The 19,420-nt window shown below is 70.7% G+C and carries 14 protein-coding genes; 4 read left to right on the forward strand and 10 right to left on the reverse strand.

The window, feature by feature from the left end; translation table 11 throughout:
- Positions 1-90: 90 nt before the first annotated feature.
- Entirely contained in the window at positions 91-1,542 is a 1,452-nt protein-coding gene (locus OIC96_RS06985; RefSeq protein WP_330308736.1) for an MFS transporter, read from the reverse strand.
- 378 nt (positions 1,543-1,920) lie between these two features.
- Here OIC96_RS06985 and OIC96_RS06990 point away from each other — a divergent pair, with 378 nt between their 5' ends.
- Together OIC96_RS06990 and OIC96_RS06995 are read left to right on the forward strand one after the other, a co-directional pair.
- Entirely contained in the window at positions 1,921-2,529 is a 609-nt protein-coding gene (locus OIC96_RS06990) for a TetR/AcrR family transcriptional regulator (RefSeq protein WP_330308735.1), read from the forward strand.
- A 110-nt stretch (positions 2,530-2,639) separates the two neighbouring features.
- Positions 2,640-3,866, forward strand: a complete 1,227-nt coding sequence (locus tag OIC96_RS06995) for a carbohydrate-binding protein (protein WP_330308734.1) — start codon at positions 2,640-2,642, stop codon at positions 3,864-3,866.
- A gap of 82 nt (positions 3,867-3,948) precedes the next feature.
- Here OIC96_RS06995 and OIC96_RS07000 read toward each other — a convergent pair whose 3' ends face one another.
- Together OIC96_RS07000 and OIC96_RS07005 are read right to left on the reverse strand one after the other, a co-directional pair.
- Entirely contained in the window at positions 3,949-6,459 is a 2,511-nt protein-coding gene (locus tag OIC96_RS07000; protein ID WP_330308733.1) for an ATP-binding protein, read from the reverse strand.
- A 142-nt stretch (positions 6,460-6,601) separates the two neighbouring features.
- Positions 6,602-7,426, reverse strand: a complete 825-nt coding sequence (locus tag OIC96_RS07005) for an intradiol ring-cleavage dioxygenase (RefSeq protein WP_330308732.1) — start codon at positions 7,424-7,426, stop codon at positions 6,602-6,604.
- Positions 7,427-7,605: 179 nt separating this feature from the next.
- Here OIC96_RS07005 and OIC96_RS07010 point away from each other — a divergent pair, with 179 nt between their 5' ends.
- A complete protein-coding gene (locus OIC96_RS07010; protein ID WP_330308731.1) occupies positions 7,606-8,046 on the forward strand; it encodes a PAS domain S-box protein in 441 nt (146 codons plus the stop codon).
- A 96-nt stretch (positions 8,047-8,142) separates the two neighbouring features.
- Here the strand turns inward: OIC96_RS07010 and frc are convergent, their stop codons facing one another.
- Positions 8,143-9,414 carry a formyl-CoA transferase gene (frc, locus tag OIC96_RS07015; protein WP_330308730.1) on the reverse strand — a complete coding sequence of 424 codons (1,272 nt, stop codon included), beginning with the start codon at positions 9,412-9,414 and terminating at the stop codon, positions 8,143-8,145.
- 62 nt (positions 9,415-9,476) lie between these two features.
- Positions 9,477-11,228 carry an oxalyl-CoA decarboxylase gene (gene oxc, locus OIC96_RS07020; RefSeq protein ID WP_330308729.1) on the reverse strand — a complete coding sequence of 584 codons (1,752 nt, stop codon included), beginning with the start codon at positions 11,226-11,228 and terminating at the stop codon, positions 9,477-9,479.
- Between the two features lie 255 nt (positions 11,229-11,483).
- On the opposite strand from oxc, the gene OIC96_RS07025 reads away from it, so the two are divergent.
- Entirely contained in the window at positions 11,484-13,079 is a 1,596-nt protein-coding gene (locus OIC96_RS07025; RefSeq protein WP_330308728.1) for a FadD7 family fatty acid--CoA ligase, read from the forward strand.
- 16 nt (positions 13,080-13,095) lie between these two features.
- On the opposite strand, the gene OIC96_RS07030 is transcribed toward OIC96_RS07025, so the two are convergent.
- The 5 genes from OIC96_RS07030 to OIC96_RS07050 form a co-directional block, all read right to left on the reverse strand.
- A complete protein-coding gene (locus tag OIC96_RS07030; protein WP_330308727.1) occupies positions 13,096-14,028 on the reverse strand; it encodes a LysR family transcriptional regulator in 933 nt (310 codons plus the stop codon).
- Positions 14,029-14,135: 107 nt separating this feature from the next.
- Complete coding sequence (locus tag OIC96_RS07035; protein ID WP_327433397.1) at positions 14,136-14,318, reverse strand: formate dehydrogenase subunit delta; 183 nt, start codon at positions 14,316-14,318, stop codon at positions 14,136-14,138.
- 31 nt (positions 14,319-14,349) lie between these two features.
- Positions 14,350-17,169, reverse strand: coding sequence for a formate dehydrogenase subunit alpha (fdhF, locus tag OIC96_RS07040; protein WP_330308726.1), 2,820 nt, complete (start codon positions 17,167-17,169; stop codon positions 14,350-14,352).
- Positions 17,166-18,779: a formate dehydrogenase beta subunit gene (locus OIC96_RS07045; RefSeq protein WP_330308725.1), complete on the reverse strand. Its 1,614-nt coding sequence runs from the start codon at positions 18,777-18,779 to the stop codon at positions 17,166-17,168. The genes fdhF and OIC96_RS07045 overlap by 4 nt, the downstream gene beginning before the upstream one ends.
- Positions 18,776-19,255 carry a formate dehydrogenase subunit gamma gene (locus OIC96_RS07050; RefSeq protein WP_330308724.1) on the reverse strand — a complete coding sequence of 160 codons (480 nt, stop codon included), beginning with the start codon at positions 19,253-19,255 and terminating at the stop codon, positions 18,776-18,778. The genes OIC96_RS07045 and OIC96_RS07050 overlap by 4 nt, the downstream gene beginning before the upstream one ends.
- Between the last annotated feature and the right edge of the window lie 165 nt (positions 19,256-19,420).

Genomic DNA, 19,420 nt, shown 5'->3' on the forward strand with positions numbered 1-19,420 from the left:
GTCCGTCAACTCCACGTGCCCGCCAGCTCCACATGCCCGCCAGCTCCACGTGCCCGTCAGCTCCACGTGCCCGTCAGCTCCGCGCGCCCGTCAGCTCCGCGCGCCGGGCGTGACCGCCTCCGGTTCCGTGCGCGGCACGTCGTGGGAAGCGCGCGGCATCCCGGAGCCACGGCCGGCGCGCTGCACCGGGACAAGGAGCGCGGCCAGCGCGGCGGCGAGGCAGAGCAGGGCGAGCAGGCTGAACCCGTGGGTGTAGCCGGACCCGTACGGCAGGCCGGAGGGCTGGAGGCGGCTGGTCACCAGGACGCTGGTCACCGCGGCGCCGATGGACCCGCCGATGGTCCGGATGTTGGCGTTCATACCGGTCGCGGCGCCGGTCTGTTCGGCCGGGACACTGCCGACGATCAGGTTGGCCATCGAGGCGAAGGCCAGTCCGATGCCGAGCCCGAACACGCCCGCCGCGAAGGCGACTTGCCACTGCTGGTCGTGCCACAGGGCGAGGAAGCCGCAGGCGACCGCGCCGAGTGCGGCGCCGGTGGTGAGCAGCTTCTTGGCACCCAACACAGGCTCCAGACGGCCGCTCAGCACACCCGAGCAGAACATCGCGATCAGCATCGGCAGCATCAGCAGTCCGGCCGCCGTCACGCTCGCGCCGAAGCCGTAACCGGCGGAGCTGGGGGTCTGCACGAAGCCTGGCAGGAAGGACCAGATCGCGTACATGCCCGCGCCGAACAGCAGCGCGGCGGCATTCGTGGTCCACACCGCGGGCAGCCGCATGATGCGCAGATCGATCAGCGGGCTGTGGGAGCGCGCCTCGACGAACAGCCACAGCGCGAAGAGCAGCACGGCGGCGGTGAACAGACCGATCACCCTGCCCGATCCCCAGCCCCAGCGGCTCGCCTGGCTGAGCGGCAGCAGCAGGGCCACCAGCCAGCCCGACAACAGGACGGCGCCGAACCAGTTGACGCTCCCCTCGGCCCGGCGGGGCGACTCGGGGACGTAGCGGAGGGCGATCAGCGTGGTGAGAGCGACGATGCCGACGGGGAGCCAGAACAGCCAGCGGTAGTCGAGCGCGGTCACGATGGGACCGGCCGCCACCATGCCGACTCCGCCTCCGGCGGCGATCACGGCGGACAGGTTGCTGATGCTGCCGCTCACCTGGGACGGGGCGAACTCGTCCCGGATGATGCCGAAGGACAGCGGGAACAGCGCGCCGCCGATGCCCTGGACGACCCGGGCGACGATCAGCACGCCGATGGTCGGCGCCAGCGCGGCGAGCAGACAGCCGGCCATGACGGCCAGCAGGACGGCGACAAGGGTGCGCTTCTTGCCGATCAGGTCGCCGACACGGCCGAGGATCGGTGTGAACACCGAGGCGGACAGCAGATAGGCCGTCATCACCCAGGTCGCGGTGGACTGCGAGGTGTGCAGGGCGTGTTGAACGGTCGGCAGGGCCGGTGCGATCAGCGACTGCAGCATGGCGAACACGCCCGCGCCGGTCGCGAGGACCGCGAAGGTGAGGCGGGTGGATTTCCGGGGCATGAAAAGCCTCTCCGAACAAGCGAACAGGGTGCGGCCGAGGTCATCGGGCGGCGGTCGTCCGGGCTCGGCACGCCGCGGGGCGGCGTCGAGCACGCCGACGGCCACAGGGAGCGGTCGCGGAGGACTGTGGATGTCGGTGTGGTGCGAGTGGCGGGCGGTGCGGTCGGCGCAGGGCCCGCGATGAGATCGAGTCGAGTCGAATCGCCGGCACAGGGGGATGCCGTCGCGGATACGCGAAGGGTGCCGTCGCGTCGGTGATGCGTGCGGCCGCACGCGTCCACGGCGAAACACACCCCGCACTGGTAAAGTGGAGGTACCCCTCCACTGTAGCGGAGGCATACCTCCGCTTCAACCTCGTTCCCCGCCAGGGAGGCAGCAGTGCCGGCTCAGCCGTTCCCCGTCAGCGAGATCGTCGCGTCCCGGCGGCCACACCGCAAGGACGCCGCCCGCAACTACGACGCGCTGCTGGCGGCCGCGCGCGAGGCGTTCGCGGAGAACGGCGCGGAGGCGTCCCTGGAGGACATCGCCCGCCGCGCGGGCGTCGGCATCGGCACGCTCTACCGGAACTTCCCGACCCGCCGCCACCTCTTCGAGAGCGTCTACGCGGGCGAGGTGAACGACCTGTGCCGGGTGGCGCAGGAGGTCGCCGAGCTCGAGCCGTGGGAGGCCCTGACCTCGTGGCTGCGCCGGTTCGTGGACTACACCGTGACCAAGCGGGCCATCCGCGAGGCACTCAACAACGAGTCGGAGATCTTCCTGGCCTGCCGGGACTCGATGTACGCGGCGGGCGGTCCCCTGTTCGAGCGGGCACAGAAGGCCGGGGCGGCCCGCGCGGACATGGACTTCGACGACCTCCTGCGGATGGTCGCCGGGATCACCGCGACCAACTTCCTCGACGACGCCCAGCGCGACCGCGTCCTGACCGTCGCCCTCGACGGTGTCCGCGCGGCACCGGCCGCGGCGGCACCCGCGGCGGAGTCCAAGTAAAGAGATTGCATGGTCTAGTCCAAAGACTTGTCTGGTCTAGTCCAACTCATTGACGTGATCGCGACAGCCCCCAGAGGCTGGGGCCACTCCCCCACTCCCCTGGAGGCACAGTGAGACGTCTTCGCGCATGTCTGGGCGCGGCAGCCGCCGTGAGCCTGGCCGCACTCGGCACGACCGCCCTGGTCGCGGGCAATGCCTCGGGCGCGACCACCGCGCTCAGCAACCGCTGGTATGCCGCCGCCCCCTATCTGATGCCACTGGACAACGACCCGCCGGACCCGGGCGCCATCATGGACGCGACCGGCCTCAAGGCATTCCAGCTGGCGTTCATCCTCGCCCCCAACGGCGGCGGCTGCTCCCCCACTTGGGGCGGCACGGCCGCCGTCTCCTCGGACACCGCCGTGCAGTCGGTCATCAGCACCATCCGCGCCAAGGGCGGCGACGTCTCCGTCTCGATCGGCGGATACGGCGGCACCAAGCTCGGCCAGGCCTGCTCGGACGCGGCCGCCACCGCCGCGGCGTACCAGCAGGTCATCACCAAGTACGGCCTGCACGCGATCGACTTCGATCTGGAGGAGCCGGAGTACGAGAACACGGCGGCCATCAAGAACGAGATCGGCGCGGCCAAGATCCTCCAGCAGAACAACCCCGGCCTCTATGTCTCCGTCACCACGGCCGGTACGGCGGACGGCACCGGCTGGTTCGGCAAGCAGATGCTGCTGGAGGCGAAGTCGCAGGGGTTCACGCCGAACAACTTCTCCATCATGCCGTTCGACGGCGGCTTCAACGGCGCGGCCTCACAGACCAGCGCGCTCACCAACTTCAACACGATCCTCCAGTCCACCTTCGGCTGGGACCAGGCGACCGCCTACGCCCACGAGGGCTTCTCCGGCATGAACGGACGCAGCGACACCGGCGAGTACTTCTCCCAGGCCGACTTCCAGACGGTGCTGGACTACGCCACCAGCCACAACATGGACCGCTTCACCTTCTGGTCCCTCAACCGTGACCGCCAGTGCACCCCCGCCGACAACGGCGGCCGCACCTCGGGCACATGCTCCAGCGTGGCCCAGAACTCCTGGGACTTCGCCAAGTACTCGGTGACGTTCGCCGGAGCCACCCCGCCCACCAGCACCCCCACCCCGACACCCACGCCGACCCCGACCCCGACGTCTCCGAGCACCGCGTGCGCGACCGCCTGGAGCTCGACGGCGGTCTACACCGCCGGCAACGAGGTCTCGTACAACCAGCACAACTGGAAGGCCAAGTGGTGGACCCAGAACGAGGCGCCCAGCGCCGTCGAATGGGGGCCGTGGCAGGACGAGGGGGCCTGCTGACGTCCTGAGGGTGTGAGGCCGGGGCGCCCACCGGGTGCCCCGGTCCGGCTCGGCGGGTCCGGGACGTGTCACGGCAGCCGTGTCATCGCAGGGAGGTGCGCCCGTCCTTCGTTCGTGCGGCCATCCATAAGGCGATCTGTGTGCGCGATCGCATGCCCAGCTTGTCGCGGACCTTGTCCAGATGTGTGGCGACCGTACGGATCGAAAGACCGAGCCGGTCCGCGATCTGACGATTGGTCAGCCCGTCGGCGACCAGGTCGGCCACCATGAACTCCCTTGCGGTGAGCGTGAACTGGTGGTCGGCGACGTGTACGGCGGCCGTCGCCGTTCGGTGGTCACCGCCCCTTTCCCGCAGGGCATAGGCGACCAGCCGGTCCCCGAGCAGCCGGTGGCCGCCGCTGACGGCGGCGTCCCGCGCGGCCGCCGAGAGCCGTGTCCGCGCACGGAGTGCCGTCTGTTCCACCTGGCGTCGCCATGGAGCCTCGGGCTCGGTGTCCATCCGGCGGCGTGCCTGCGCGCTCGCCTCGTACAGGCGCAGGGCTCGCTGCATGTCTCCACTCTCGGCGGCCACGAGGGCCAGGCCCTCAATGGGGTACAGCGCGTGGAAACTCGCTTCAGGGACGATCCGCAGCACTTCGGCGAACAGCGCCTCAGCACTTTCCAGACGGCCGAGGGCCAGCCGCACGGCGCCCGCGGTGTGCAGAGCGGCCGCGGCCCGGCTCCACGGCGCGTGCTCCCTGAGCACGGGCAGGCAGCGGGACATGAGCACGTCGGCCTCGTGTTCCCGGCCGGCTTGGAGCAGCGCCCACGCCAGATGATGGGTGCACCATGCGGTGTCGTGCGGTCTGCCGAGCGCGGCGACGAGGTCCAGGCACTCGCGGAGGTCCGCGACGGCGGCGGCGCATTCGCCGCGGCACAGCCGGGCCGCGGCCCGCGCGTCCAGGGCGTTGGCAAGGCCGGCGGGGTGGTCGCGCGTGCGTTCCATGTCCACCGCCCGCTCGCCCAGGCGCAGTGCCCCGGCCAGGTCGGCCTGCTGGCAGGCAACGCGCGCGGCCAGCGCCGGCACCGCTCCGCCGAGCGCCCGGCCGTCGGCTTCCCGCAGAAGTCCGTTCAGCAGGGTACGGGCGACCGACGGCTGCTCCTGCTGGAAGTGCACACGAGCCAGTTCCAGCACCAGCCGCGGATGCGAGGAACCGTCGTGGCCGGTCGTGCTGGCCAGGGCCGCCGCGAGATTGTCCCGTTCCACTCTCAGCGGGCCACCGGCCTGGTCGGCGAAGACCTCGTCGCCCACCCGGTCCGCCAGTCCGTTCAGCCACTCGACGGCCCGTTGCCGCGTGGTGTGCAGCTCGCCGGAGGCGACCAGGCGCTCCATGGCGTAGACGCGGATGGCGTCCAACTGCCTGAATCGCGCGGGCTGCGCGTCTCCTGGCATACGTGCGATCAGCGACTTGGCCTCAAGGGCGCACAGTACGCGGAGTATCTGCCACGGTGCGACGCCGCCGCCGGCGCAGACCACCTGCGCCGCGGCGGTGTCGAACCCGCCGACGAGGACCGCGAGCCGCCGGAAGACCGCCTGTTCCGCCGGATCGAGCAGCCGATGGCTCCAGTCGATCGCGGCAGCCAGTCCGCTGTGGCGCCGCGGCCCGGTTCGGCTTCCGTCCGTCAGGAGGGACAGTTGGTCGTCCAGTCCGGCCAGGACGTCACTCAGCGGGAGAGTGCCGACCCGGCGAGCCGCCAGTTCGACGGCGAGCGTCAGGCCGTCCAGCCGGCGGCAGATCTCGGCAACGGTCCGGCCGTTGCCGCGGTGGAGCGTGAATCCGGGTGCGCTGCTAGAGGCACGTTCGACGAACAGCCGGACGGCATCCGACCGCAACAGGGCTACCGGGTCGCCCCCGGCATCGGCCGGCGGCAGAGACAGCTCCGCGACCCTGTACACGATCTCGCCGGGTACGCGCAGAGCCTCCCGGCTGGTGGCCAGGATCCTCAGCCGAGGGCACTGGCTCAGGAGGGCCGCGGCCAGTCGGGCACACGGCTCGGCCAGATGCTCGCAACTGTCCAGAATCAGCAGCCGGGAGGCGTCGCCGATCGCACGGACCAGTACGTCGACGCCGGACAGTCCCGCCCCTTCACCCACCGCCAGCGCGGCGGCCACCGTCTGCGCGAGCAGAGCGCCGTCATGCAGCGAGTCGAGTGCGACCAGGTCGACCCGCCCGCCGCGCGGACCGCCCCTGGCGAATTCGAGCGCCAGCCGGGTCTTGCCGACGCCGCCGGCACCGGTCAGGGTGACCAGCCGCGACGTCCTCAGCAAGGTGCGCAGGCGCGACAGTTCCTGCCGTCGGCCCACGAAGGAGTCGAGCGCCCGTGGCAGGACGCGGCCCTGGGCGATCGAGGCGGCAGCGGTCGAGGTCGCGGGCGACGCGGCAGGTGAGACAGATGCGGCGGCCGGCCGCGGCCGGCCGGAATCCCCGCGCGCCGACCGTTGCCTGAGCGCCCGTTGTCTGCACGCGTTGGAGCAGTAGCGAGCCGGACGGCCGCCGTGTGGTCTCGCGGTGAGCGCCGCACCGCACACCTCGCACGTTCGACTCCGGCTCATCCTCGATTCCTGGCCGCACCTTGCGGGGACGAAACCATCGAGTCCATCGCCTTGTCCGTCAGCGCGCGCCCGCTGCCGCCGGCCGCGCGCCGGCGGCAGCCGGGACCGTCGCAGCGCCCCGGCTGCCGTTCGTGGGTGTGTGTCAGGGTGTGGCGGCCGGATCGATACCGAGCACGACGGTGCCGGTCACTCCCTTGCCGAGGTCGCTGCCCACCGGTGTGATGGTCAGCAGGGTCGACGATCCGCCGTTGCGGTAGATGCCGTCCCTCGCGTTGAGCGTGCGGGTGGCCGTGTTGCTCCGGTAGGGGGCCAGGGCCGCGACCCTGCTGTTGTACGTCTCCGGGAAGTAGAGCTGGCCGGTGTGGGACACGTGGCCTCCCCGGTACACCCCGCCCGAGACGGTGCCACCGGCATGCGTCTTGATGTGGATGTGGAGGGCGCGGCCGACGTACCAGCCGGGGTAGACGGTGGTGAATTCCGCGACACCGGCGGAGTCGGTCAGTTGCACGCCCCGCAGGAAGGTCGTGTCCGGGGTCGAGCCGCCCGCCACGTATCCCGAGTAGATCCCCAGTGCGTCACAGTGCCAGATGTCGACCGCCGTGTTGGGCAGCGGGGAGCAGGTCGCGCTGTCGATCACCGTGACGCGGAGGGTGAGCGGCACGCCGGCCTTGCCCTCGGTGATGTTCTTGCGGACCGTTTCCAGGTCCAGGTAGTAGGGGCCCTCGGTCTGCTCGGGCGTGAGCACGCACGCGGCGGCCAGGCGGGCGGCGGGCTGGGCCGCGGAGTTCCGGTCCGCGGCGGCGGCCGGCTGCGCGGTGGCGGAACCCGTGAGACCCAGGGCGGCCACTCCGAGGGTCGCGCCGCCCAGAGCGGCGATCACGGATCTGCGGGTGGCGGCGGCCGGAGCGTCGGCCTGCTCGGGGCCGCGCTGCGATTCCGAGGATATGGGGTGGGGGGTATCAGTCATGCAGTGACTGTGGCGCGTGTGACGGTCTATCGGATCGATCGGATGACCGATGAATTGGGCGCGTTACGAAACTCACCGCGCGGCTCGCCCGACGGCTGCGACCACCCTTGTCCGCAAGGGTTCCCACAGAACTGCATTCTGTATACTGTCGCCATTAATGGCCCCGGCTCGGAGGCGACATGGAAGATCTGGATCCCGAGGTGGTGCTGGCAATGGCTGCCCAGGCACCCGACGGCATAGTGATCGTCGATCGTGAAGGACTGATCCGCTACTGGAACCGGGGGGCCGAGCGCATCTTCGGGTTCTCGGCGGCCGAAGTGACGGGCCGCGATCTCGACATCATCATCCCCGAGAAGCACCGGAAGCGTCATGGGGACGGCTTTCGGACGGCCGTGGAGCGAGGGGCCACCCGGTACGGGGAAGCCGACCTCCTGACGGTTCCCGCGCTGGCGGCGGACGGCCGCACCCTGTCCATCGAGTTCAGCGTCGTGCTGCTGACCGGCTCCGACGGCGGCGCGCACGTCGGTGCGGTCATCCGGGACGTCACCGCGCGACGGGCACGGGAGCGGGAGCTGATGCGGCGGCGCGCCGAGGCCGCCGCCGAGCGCACAACAGTCTGAAGCTGGAGGGGGTTCGACGCCCCCTCCAGCTGCTCCCCTCCCATGCCGGTGCCCCGCGTACGAGGACCGTACGCGGGGCACCGTGCGTGCCGCGGGTCAGGCGACGACCTTGCCCTCGTGCAGCTTGCGGATGTCGTCCGCGTCGTAGCCGAGGTCCGCGAGCACCTCGTCGGTGTGCTCGCCGAGCAGGGGCGCACCCTCGATCTCGGGCTTGAAGGCGGAGAACTTGATCGGGCTGCCCACCGTCAGATAGGTGCCGCGCTCCTTCTGCTCGACCTCGACGATCGTGCCGCTCGCGCGCATGTCGGGGTCCTCGGCGAGCTCCTTCATGCTGAGCACGGGGGCGCAGGGCACCTCCCACTTCCGCAGGATGTCGACCGCCTCGTACTTGGTCTTGTCGGCGAGCCACTTCTCGATCTCGCCGAAGATCTCCATGATGCGCGGCTGGCGGGCCCGGGCGGTGGTGTAGTCCGGGTCGCCGACCCACTCGGGGTGGCCGATGGCCTCGGCGGTCCGCTTCCAGTTCTGCTCCTGGACCGTGAAGTAGATGTAGGCGTTGGGGTCGGTCTCCCAGCCCTTGCACTTCAGGATCCAGCCCGGCTGGCCGCCGCCGCCGGCGTTGCCGCCGCGCGGCACCGCGTCGCCGAACTCGCCGTGCGGGTACTGCGGGTACTCCTCCAGGTAGCCGATCTTCTCCAGGCGCTGCTGGTCACGGAGCTTGACCCGGGTCAGATTGAGCACGGCGTCCTGCATGGACACCGACACCTTCTGGCCGAGGCCGGTCGCGTTGCGCTGGATGATCGCGGTCAGCAGCCCGATCATCAGGTGCATACCGGTGTTGCTGTCGCCGAGGGCCGAGCCGCTGATGGTGGGCGGGCCGTCCCAGAATCCGGTGGTCGACGCGGCACCGCCGGCGGCCTGCGCGACGTTCTCGTACACCTTGAGGTCCGACCACGACGAGGCGTCGTTGAAGCCCTTGACCGAACCGAAGATCAGCCGCGGGTTCAGCTCGTGAAGGTGGTCCCATCCGAGGCCCATCCGGTCCATGGCGCCCGGCGCGAAGTTCTCCACCAGGATGTCGGCCTCGCGGACCAGCTTCTCCATGACCTCCTTGCCCTCGGGGGTCTTGGTGTTGATGGCCAGCGAACGCTTGTTGCTGTTCAGCATGGTGAAGTACAGGGCGTCGAGGTCGGGGATGTCCCGCAGCTGGTTGCGGGTCACGTCGCCGCCCTGGGGGCGCTCGACCTTGATGACGTCGGCGCCGAACCAGGCGAGCATCTGGGTACACGCGGGACCGGCCTGGACCCCGGTGAAGTCGATCACCTTGATTCCGGCGAGCGGCGCGCCCTTGGAAGATGCAGCACTCATGTTGGCTTCCTTCTCGTGAATGATCTCGTGCGGGGAGCGAGTCGAGTTCGGGGTGCAGGCATCTACTTCTTCGCCGGCGTGATGTTGCCGACGGTGATGCCCTTCGGGTTGAGGTGCGCGATGTGGCCGCTCTCGGTACCAGCCGAGGGGTCGATCGCGCAGTCGATGAGCGCCGGGCCGCCCGAGGCCAGTGCCTCGGTGAGGGCGGCGGTGACTTCGGCGGGCGTGGTCGCGCGGTAGCCCTTGCCGCCGAACGCCTCGATCATCAGGTCGTGGCGGGCGGCGAGCATCAGGGTCGTCGGGGACGGTGCGTCGCCCTGCGGGTTGACGTCGTCGCCGCGGTAGACACCGCCGTTGTTCATGACGACGGTGACGACGGGCAGCTTGTAGCGGCAGATCGTCTCCAGTTCCATGCCGCTGAACCCGAAGGCGCTGTCGCCCTCCACGGCCACGACCGGTGCGCCGCTCTCGACGGCGGCGGCGATGGCGTACCCCATGCCGATGCCCATGACGCCCCAGGTGCCGCTGTCGAGGCGGTGGCGCGGTACGTGCATGTCGATGACGTTGCGCGCGATGTCCAGAGCGTTGGCGCCCTCGTTGACGAGGTATGTCTCGGGGCGTGCGTGGATGACGTCGCGTACGGCCTTCAGGGCGCCCATGAACTGCATGGGGTGCGGGTCGGCCTTGAGGCGCTCCGCCATCTTGGCGACGTTCTGCGCCGAGCGTGCGCCCAGTTCCTCGCGCCAGGCGGCGGGGGCCGCGATCTGGCCGGGCTTGGTGCGTTCGGCGAGCGCGTCGAGGACCGACTCGATGTCGCCGACGAGCGGGGCGGCGATGGGCTGGTTGCTGTCCATCTCCTTGGGCTCGATGTCCACCTGGATGAACTTCGCGTCGGGGTTCCACGACGGCCCCTCGCCGTGGTTCAGCAGCCAGTTGAGGCGGGCGCCGACGAGCATCACGACGTCGGCCTTCTTCAGCGCCATGGAACGGGCGGTGGCGGCTGACTGCGGGTGGTCGTCGGGCAGCAGGCCCTTCGCCATCGACATCGGTACGTAGGGGATGCCGGTGGACTCGATGAACTCCCGGATCCTGGCGTCCGCCTGGGCGTACGCGGCGCCCTTGCCGAGGACCACCAGCGGCCGTTCGGCGCTCGCGAGAAGCTCGATCGCCCGGTCCACGGCTTCGGGCGCGGGCAGTTGGCGCGGCGCCGGGTCGACGAGCCGGCTCAACGTCCTGGCACCGGCCTCCGCGGGCATGATGGAGCCGAGCACCGCGGCGGGTATGTCGAGGTAGACACCGCCGGGGCGCCCGGAGATCGCGGTGCGCAGCGCGCGGGCGATGCCGCGGCCGATGTCCTCCACCCGGCTCACCCGGTACGCGGCCTTGACGAACGGCTGCGCGGCGGCGAGCTGGTCCATCTCCTCGTAGTCGCCCTGCTTGAGGTCGACGAGGTGCCGTTCGCTGGAGCCGGAGATCTGCACCATGGGGAAACAGTTCGTGGTGGCGTTCGCCAGCGCGACCAGACCATTGAGGAAGCCCGGCGCGGACACCGTCAGCGCCACGCCCGGCTTCTTGGTGAGGTAGCCGGCGGCCGCCGCCGCGTGTCCCGCGTTGCTCTCGTGGCGGAAGCCGATGTAGCGGATGCCCTGCGCCTGGGCGAGGCGGGCCAGGTCGGTGATCGGGATGCCGACCACCCCGTAGATGGTGTCGACGTCGTTCATCTTGAGCGCGTCGACGACCAGGTGGTACCCGTCGGTGAGCTCGGTCGGAACGTCGGCTGCTGCCGCGGTCTCCAAAGTCGAGGGGGCGGTCATGGTCCGAGGTCCTCCTTGGGCAGGTCATGCCGGTGCGGCTACTCCTCTCACCTTCGGCAGCGCGCCTGCCCGCGTCCAAGACCCATCGACGACCAGCCGATAAACAACATCTATCGATGGCTGGTGGAGGGCCCGCAACTCCCTTGATAGATGGCTGCTATCGGCCGTTCGCCAGTACGTATTGGACGCGCACCGCGCGCCACCGCAGGCTCGCAGAGGACTGCTTCATCAGACCTGGCGCGAGGAGGTGGGGTCATGGCCGTTCCGGCCGCGGCATCCGTGCGCGACGCGAACCGGTACCGGCCCCCGGAGGTCACGGGCCTCGTCGATCTCCTCGACCGGCAGGTGCGGGAACGTCCGCACGCGCGGGCCCTCGTCGTCACCGCGGAACGGGTGCACCTGTCGTACCGGGCCCTGGCGTCCCTGGCCGACGACGTGGCCGCCCGGCTGTCCGGCACGGGGCTGCGCCGGGGCGACCCGGTCGGCCTGATCTGCTCCAACACCGCCGAGTTCGTCGTGGCGCTGCTCGGCGCGGCGCGGGCGGGTCTGGTGGTCGCTCCGCTGGACCCCGCGCTGCCCGCGACCCAGCTGACGGCCCGGCTCGAAGCGCTGGGCGCCCCGGCGGTCCTCCTCGGCCCGCCCGCGGCCGGCGCTCCGCCGGTCGCGCCGGTGCCGGTGCCGAGCTGGCCGCTGCGCGTGGACGTCTCGCGCGCCGGAACGGCGGCCGTGGCGCTCGAACCCGGTGCGCTCGCGATGCGCCAGGTCCAGGGCGCGGCAGGCGAGTTGTCGCCCGACGACGCCCTGGTCCTGTTCACCGCGGGGACCACCGACCGGGCCAAGATGGTCCCGCTGACCCACGCCAACGTGGCCGCGTCGGTACGGGGCATCTGCGCCACGTACGAACTGGGAACCGGCGACGCCACGGTCGCGGTGATGCCGTTCTTCCACGGCCACGGGCTGTTCGCGGCGCTGCTCGCCTCGCTGGCCGGCGGAGGGTGCGTCCTGCTGCCCGAGCGGGGACGGTTCTCGGCCCGCACGTTCTGGGACGACATGCGCGCCGCGTCCGCCACCTGGTTCACCGCGGTCCCGACCATCCACGAGATCCTCCTGGACCGGTCGGAGACCGAGTACCCGGGTCCGCAGGCGCCACCCCTGAGGTTCGTACGCAGTTGCAGCGCTCCTCTCAACACGGCCACGCAGCGGGCACTTGAGCGCACGTTCGGGACGCCGCTGCTGTCCGCGTACGGGATGACCGAGTCCACGCACCAGGCGACCAGCGAGCCGCTGCCGCAGCGCGGGCCGCTGAAGCACGGCTCGGTCGGCCGGCCGACCGGGGTTCAGGTGCGGGTCGTCGGCCCGGACGGGTGCGCCTGCCCCGTCGGCGTCGAGGGCGAGGTGTGGGTGCACGGCCCGACCGTGGCCCGCGGCTATCTCGCCAACCCGGCCGAGACGGCGCGCGGTTTCACCGACGGGTGGCTGCGCACCGGCGACCTGGGCGCACTGGACAAGGACGGCCATCTGTCCCTGACCGGGCGGATCAAGAACCTCATCAACCGGGGCGGCGAGAAGATCTCGCCCGAGCATGTCGAGGACATTCTCGCCGGGTGCCCCGGAGTCGCCGAGGCGGCCGTGTTCGCGATCCCCGACGCGACGTACGGGCAGCGTGTCGGTGCCGCCGTCGTCGTACGCGAGGGCGAGTGCGTCGGGACCGAGGAGATCCTGCGGTACTGCCGTGACCGGCTGGCCGCCTTCGAGGTGCCCGACCGGCTCGCGTTCGTCGACGCCCTGCCGTACACCGCCAAGGGAGGGCTCGACCGGCGGGCGGTGGAGGACCGGTACGCCGCGCCGTGACGCCTGGGCGTCCCGCTCAGCGCACGCGGTGCTCGGCCGGCAGTGGACTGGCGAAGAAGTCGTCCAGCGACAGGCCCGTCGCCGCGTTCACGAACGCCCGGGCGGCGACCGAACCCGGGGTCGCCGCGTGGATCGCCACCGAGACCTGGGCCCCGGCCTCCGGGTCGACCAGCGGCAGCGCTCTGGTCCTGCCGATGACCGGCATCGCGCGCAGCCAGGTGTGCGGCACGATGCTGGCCCACCCTCCGCCGCCCACGTGCGCGTAGAGGGAGGCGATCGAGTCGGTCTCCACCTGCGGGGTCACCACGAACCCCTTGTCCGCGAAGACGCTGTCGACGATCTGCCGGATCCGCATGTCGGGGGTGAGCAGCGCGAGCGGCAGCTGGGCCGCGTCCGCCCAGGTCATGGTCGAGGCCTGGGAGGTCAGCTGGTCGTCCGAGACGAGCAGCATGTACCGCTCCTGGTAGAGGGGGACGACGGTCAGCCCCTCCTGGTCGCCCGGGTCGAAGTGGGCGATCGCCACGTCCAGTTCGAAGTCGCGCAGCTGGCGGTGCAGTTCCTTCGTCGACAGCCGGGAGCGGACCTGCACCTTGGCCAGCGGGTGGGCCGCGCAGAACGCGGCCACCGGAAGGGCCAGGGTCGTGGACGCCGTGGGGTCCGTCCCGAGCCGGAGCGTCCCCGTGATGCCCGACTGCACGGCGGCCACCTCGGCCTTGAACGCGTCCTGCTCGGCGAGGATCCGCTTGGCCCACACGACGAGGCGTTCGCCCTCAGGGGTGAGGCCCTGGTAGTTGTGCCCGCGGTTGATCAGCGTGACGTTCAGCTCGCGCTCCAGCTTGGCGATCGCCGCCGAGAGCGCGGGCTGCGACACGTAGCAGGATTCCGCCGCCCGGGCGAAGTGACGCTCCCTGGCCACCGCCACGAAGTACTCGAGCTGCCGGAACAGCATGAACGGCTCCTCTCCGGATGCCAGGTGATCGGCCGAAGCCTACCCAGCGCGGCAAGCGGCGCCCGGGGCCGGCCGTTCCGGCCCCGGGCGCCGGTGCGGTTCGCCGTTCAGCGCATCAGCTTCACCGCGGCGACCACCAACGGGTCCAGCCCGTCCGCTCCGGCGTCGACGAACTCGTACAACCGCGTGCGCATCCGCGGATCCCAGAACCTGCCCAGGTGTCCCGCGATCGCCTCGGCGGCCACGTCGCCCGGCAGGTGGCCGTGGTGCGCGGCGATGTCGTTGGCCATCCTGGATTCCGGTGGCACTGCGCCCGCCATCTCAGTCCACCACCGTGACCAGCCGGCCGTCGTCGGCGGGCTCCGTGCCGCTCTGCTGGAGCGGGCTCGCCAGCCCGACCTGTACGGCGGTCACCTTGTACTCAGGGCAGTTGGTGGCCCAGTCCGAGTTCTCCGTGGTCACCACGTTGGCGCCGGTCACGGGGTGATGGAACGTGGTGTAGACGACGCCGGCCGGCATCCGGTCGGAGATCTCCGCGTGCAGGGTCGTGCGCCCGACGCGGCTGGCGAGCGTCACCAGGTCGCCGTCGTTGATGCCGCGGACCTCGGCGTCGTGCGGGTGCAGCTCCAGGATGTCCTCGGGGTGCCAGGCGACATTGCCGGTACGGCGGGTCTGCGCGCCGACGTTGTACTGGCTGAGGATGCGGCCCGTGGTCAGGACCAGCGGGTAGCGCCGGGTGCTGCGCTCGTTCGTCGGCACATAGCTGGTGACCACGAACTTGCCCTTGCCGCGCACGAATTCGTCGACGTGCATGACCGGAGTTCCCTCCGGAGCCGACTCGTTGCACGGCCACTGGACGCTGCCGAGCTTGTCGAGCACCTCGAAGGACACCCCGGTGAACGTCGGTGTGACCGAGGCGATCTCGTCCATGATCTGGCTCGGATGGTCGTACGCCATCGCATAGCCCATGGCGGTGGCGATCTCGCTGATGATCTGCCACTCGTGCTTGCCCGTCTTCGGCTTCATGACCGCGCGCACCCGGTTGATCCGGCGCTCGGCGTTGGTGAACGTGCCGTCCTTCTCCAGGAACGAGGCACCGGGCAGGAAGACGTGCGCGAACTTCGCCGTCTCGTTGAGGAACAGGTCCTGGACGACGACCAGTTCCATGGCCTCCAGCGCCGCGGTGACATGCTGGAGGTTCGGGTCGGACTGGGCGATGTCCTCGCCGTGCACGAACAGGCCCCGGAAGGTCCCGTCGATCGCGGCGTCGAACATGTTCGGGATCCGGAGTCCGGGCTCGGCCAGCAGTGTGCCGCCCCAGAGCTTCTCGAACACGTCGCGTACGGCGTCGTCGGAGACATGCCGGTAGCCGGGCAGCTCGTGCGGGAAGGAGCCCATGTCGCACGAGCCCTGCACGTTGTTCTGACCGCGCAGCGGGTTCACACCGACCCCGTCGCGGCCGATGTTTCCGCACGCCATCGCGAGGTTGGCCATGCCCATGACCATGGTCGAGCCCTGGCTGTGCTCGGTGACGCCGAGGCCGTAGTAGATGGCCCCGTTGGGTGCCCCCGCGTACAGCCGGGCGGCGGCCCGCAGTTCTCCGGCCGGTACGCCGCTGATCTCCTCGGTGGCCTCCGGGCTGTTCTCCGGGCGGGCGACGAACTCCGCCCACTCCTCGAACCCTTCGCACCGCTGTGCCACGAAGGCCAGGTCGGCCAGGCCCTCGGTGACCACCACATGCGCCATGGCGTTGACGACCGCGACATTCGTGCTCGGCCTGAGCTGGAGGTGGTGCGCGGCCTCGATGTGCGGCGAGCGCACCAGGTCGATGCGGCGCGGGTCGATCACGATGAGCTCGGCGCCCTCGCGCAGCCGGCGCTTCATCCGGGAGGCGAACACGGGATGCCCGTCCGTGGGGTTCGCCCCGATCACCATGATCACGTCGGCCTCGGCCACCGAACGGAAGTCCTGGGTGCCGGCCGACTCACCGAAGGTCTGCTTGAGTCCGTATCCCGTCGGGGAGTGGCAGACCCGGGCGCAGGTGTCCACGTTGTTGTTGCCGAAGGCCGCGCGCACCATCTTCTGTACGACGTAGACCTCTTCGTTGGTGCACCGCGAGGAGGAGATGGCGCCGATCGCACTCGATCCGTAGCGCGCCTGGAGTTCGCGCATCTTGGTGGCGACCGTGCCGATCGCCTCGTCCCACTCGACCTCGCGCCATGGATCGGTGATCCGGTCGCGGACCATGGGCTTGAGCACCCGGTCGGGGTGTGAGGCGTAGCCGAAGGCGAAGCGGCCCTTCACACAGGAGTGGCCCTCGTTGGCTCCGCCGTCCTTGTACGGCACCATCCGCACCAGCTCGTCGCCGCGCAGCTCGGCCTTGAACGAGCAGCCGACACCGCAGTACGCGCAGGTGGTGACCACCGACCTGGTCGGCATGCCGAGTTCGACCACCGACCGCTCCTGGAGCGTCGACGTCGGGCAGGCCTGCACGCAGGCCCCGCAGGAGACGCACTCGGAGTCCATGAAGGTCTCACCGGCGCCGGGCGAGACCTTGGAGTCGAAGCCGCGCCCCTCGATGGTCAGCGCGAACGTGCCCTGCACCTCGCCGCAGGCCCGTACACAGCGGGAGCAGGCGATGCACTTGGAGGGGTCGAAGTCGAAGTACGGGTTGGACGTGTCCTTCTCGGCGTCGAGGTGGTTCTCCCCCTCGTAGCCGTACCGCACCTGCCGCAGCCCGACCACGCCGGCCATGTCCTGCAGCTCGCAGTCGCCGTTGGCCGGGCAGGTGAGACAGTCCAGCGGATGGTCGGAGATGTAGAGCTCCATGACGCCCTGGCGGAGCTTCTCCACCTTCGGCGTCTGCGTGCTCACCCGCATCCCGTCGGCGCACGGTGTCGTGCAGGACGCCGGGGTGCCCCGCCGTCCGTCGATCTCCACCACGCACAGCCGGCAGGAGCCGAACGCCTCCAGACTGTCGGTGGCGCACAGTTTGGGTATCTCGACGCCGGCCTGCGCGGCGGCGCGCATCACCGACGTGCCCTCCGGGACGGTCACCGGCAGGCCGTCCACCTCCACCGACACCGTCGCCGGGCCGGGCCTTTCCGGGGTTCCGAAGTCGGGTTCCTTGAGGAGTGTCATGCCGTGCCCTCCGTCCTCACGCCAGTCGCTTGTACAGGTTGGATCTCCAGGCTTCGACGGCCGCCGAGGAAGTCGTCGGGGAAGTGCGCGAGGGCGCTGCGTACGGGCATCGGTGTCAGCCCGCCCATCGCGCACAGCGAGCCATCGGTCATCAGGTCGCACAGGTCTTCGAGCAGGGCCAGGTTCTCGTCCCGGTGCGTGCCGGCCACGATCTTGTCGATGACCTCGACGCCGCGTACGGAACCGACCCGGCACGGAGTGCACTTGCCGCAGGACTCCTCGGCGCAGAACTCCATCGCGAAGCGCGCCTGGGCGGCCATGTCGACGGTGTCGTCGAAGACGACGATGCCGCCGTGGCCGACCATCGCACCGGCGGCCGCGAAGGCCTCGTAGTCCATGGGCAGGTCGAACATCGACGTCGGCAGATAGGCGCCGAGCGGCCCGCCGACCTGCACCGTGCGCACCGGGCGCCCGGAGAACGTGCCGCCGCCGTAGTCCTCGACCAGTTCGCGCAGGGTGACGCCGAACGCGGTCTCCACGATGCCGCCGTGCGCGATGTTGCCGCCGAGCTGGAACACCTGGGTGCCGCGTGAGCGCCCGACGCCGAGATCCTGGTACGCCTTCGCCCCGTCCGCGAGGACGACGGGGACGGTGGCCAGGGTGAGGACGTTGTTCACCACGGTCGGTCTGCCGAACAGGCCCTCGATCGCCGGGATCGGCGGCTTCGCGCGGACCGTGCCGCGTTTGCCCTCCAGGCTCTCCAGCATGGAGGTCTCCTCGCCGCAGATGTACGCGCCGGCGCCGACGCGTACGTGCAGGTCGAAGTCGAGCGCCGAGCCGAGGATGCCCTTCCCGAGCCATCCGTGCCCGCGCGCGATGTCGATGGCCGCGCGCATCGTGGCCACCGCGTCGGGGTACTCCGAGCGGATGTAGAGGTAGCCCTCACTCGCCCCGACCGCGTGCGCGGCGATCGTCATGCCCTCGATGAGCAGGAACGGGTCGCCTTCCATGACCATGCGGTCGGCGAAGGTCCCGCTGTCGCCCTCGTCGGCGTTGCAGCAGACGAACTTCAGGGAGTCGGCGCACTCCAGCACGGTCTTCCACTTGATGCCGGCCGGGAATCCCGCGCCGCCCCGGCCCCGCAGCCCGGACGCGGTGACCTCCGCGACCACGTCCGCGGGGGCGAGGTCCAGCGCCGCGCGCAGCCCCACCAGTCCGCCGTGCTCCAGGTAGTCGTCGGTCGACAGCGGGTCGGTGACCCCGACCCTGGCGAAGGTGACGCGGGTCTGGCCGGCCATCCAGGGCAGTTCGTCCACCACGCCCAGGCGCAGCGGATGGTCTGCGCCGTCGAGCAGGCCGGCGGCCAGCAGGTCGTCCACGTCCTCGGGGCGCACCGGCCCGTAGCCGACGCGGCCCCGCGGGGTCGCCACCTCGACGAGGGGCTCCAGCCACAGCATGCCGCGCGATCCATTGCGTACGACATCGATGGCGAAGTCTCCGCGAGCGGCGGCGCGTCGCAGGGCGTCGGCGACCTCGTCCGCGCCGACGGACCTGGCCGCCGAGTCGCGGGGCACATAGACCGTCGCCGCGGAGTGCGAAGAGTTGTTCATGAGGAGACCGTCCCGTTGAGGATCGAGCCCAGCCGGGCCGGGGCCACACGTCCGTACAGCCGGCCGTCGACCTCGACCGCGGGCCCGAGGGCGCAGTTGCCGAGGCAGAAGACCTGCTCGACGGTGACCGAACCGTCCGCCGTCGTCTCGCCGAGCGGCAGTCCGGCCTCGCGGGCGTAGCCCACCAGTCGGTCCGCCCCGAGGGCCTGGCACGCCTCGGCGCGGCAGATGCGCACCGTGGTCCGTCCGGCGGGCTCGCGCCGGAAGTCGTGGTAGAAGGTCACCACTCCGTGGACGTCCGCCCGGGAGAGGTTCAGTTCGTCGGCCAATACCGGAATGGCCTCTTGCGGCACATGGCCCAACTCGGCCTGCACGGCGTGCAGTACGGGCAGCAGCGCCCCGCGCTGATCGCGGTGTCCGGCCACCACCCTCCGGACCACGTCCTCGACCGTCGCGTCACTCCCGCTGGTCGTCATGATCGCTCCGCCTTCCGTCCCACGGGTTCCCGGCGATGCTTGCAGGAGACTGAGACGATACCCCATACAGGCTTCTGTATACAGAAGTCAGTCGTACGGAATCTGGATCGGAACCGGCCCCGCGCAGGGGTTCACGCGAGAGCCGACCGCAGCCGGAAGCCCCCG

The sequence above is a fragment of the Streptomyces sp. NBC_00775 genome, assembly GCF_036347135.1.
Taxonomy (GTDB): Bacteria; Actinomycetota; Actinomycetes; order Streptomycetales; family Streptomycetaceae; genus Streptomyces; species Streptomyces lutosisoli.

What these genes read in the sequence shown, in the direction of transcription:
- frc (WP_330308730.1), bottom strand. Translation starts at nt 9,414, where the DNA reads ATGAGTGCTGCATCTTCCAAGGGCGCGCCGCTCGCCGGAATCAAGGTG.
- oxc (WP_330308729.1), bottom strand. Translation starts at nt 11,228, where the DNA reads ATGACCGCCCCCTCGACTTTGGAGACCGCGGCAGCAGCCGACGTTCCG.
- OIC96_RS07005 (WP_330308732.1), bottom strand. Translation starts at nt 7,426, where the DNA reads ATGACTGATACCCCCCACCCCATATCCTCGGAATCGCAGCGCGGCCCC.
- OIC96_RS07050 (WP_330308724.1), bottom strand. Translation starts at nt 19,255, where the DNA reads ATGACGACCAGCGGGAGTGACGCGACGGTCGAGGACGTGGTCCGGAGG.
- OIC96_RS07030 (WP_330308727.1), bottom strand. Translation starts at nt 14,028, where the DNA reads ATGCTGTTCCGGCAGCTCGAGTACTTCGTGGCGGTGGCCAGGGAGCGT.
- OIC96_RS07045 (WP_330308725.1), bottom strand. Translation starts at nt 18,779, where the DNA reads ATGAACAACTCTTCGCACTCCGCGGCGACGGTCTATGTGCCCCGCGAC.
- fdhF (WP_330308726.1), bottom strand. Translation starts at nt 17,169, where the DNA reads ATGACACTCCTCAAGGAACCCGACTTCGGAACCCCGGAAAGGCCCGGC.
- OIC96_RS07025 (WP_330308728.1), top strand. Translation starts at nt 11,484, where the DNA reads ATGGCCGTTCCGGCCGCGGCATCCGTGCGCGACGCGAACCGGTACCGG.
- OIC96_RS07010 (WP_330308731.1), top strand. Translation starts at nt 7,606, where the DNA reads ATGGAAGATCTGGATCCCGAGGTGGTGCTGGCAATGGCTGCCCAGGCA.
- OIC96_RS06985 (WP_330308736.1), bottom strand. Translation starts at nt 1,542, where the DNA reads ATGCCCCGGAAATCCACCCGCCTCACCTTCGCGGTCCTCGCGACCGGC.
- OIC96_RS07000 (WP_330308733.1), bottom strand. Translation starts at nt 6,459, where the DNA reads ATGAGCCGGAGTCGAACGTGCGAGGTGTGCGGTGCGGCGCTCACCGCG.
- OIC96_RS07035 (WP_327433397.1), bottom strand. Translation starts at nt 14,318, where the DNA reads ATGGCCAACGACATCGCCGCGCACCACGGCCACCTGCCGGGCGACGTG.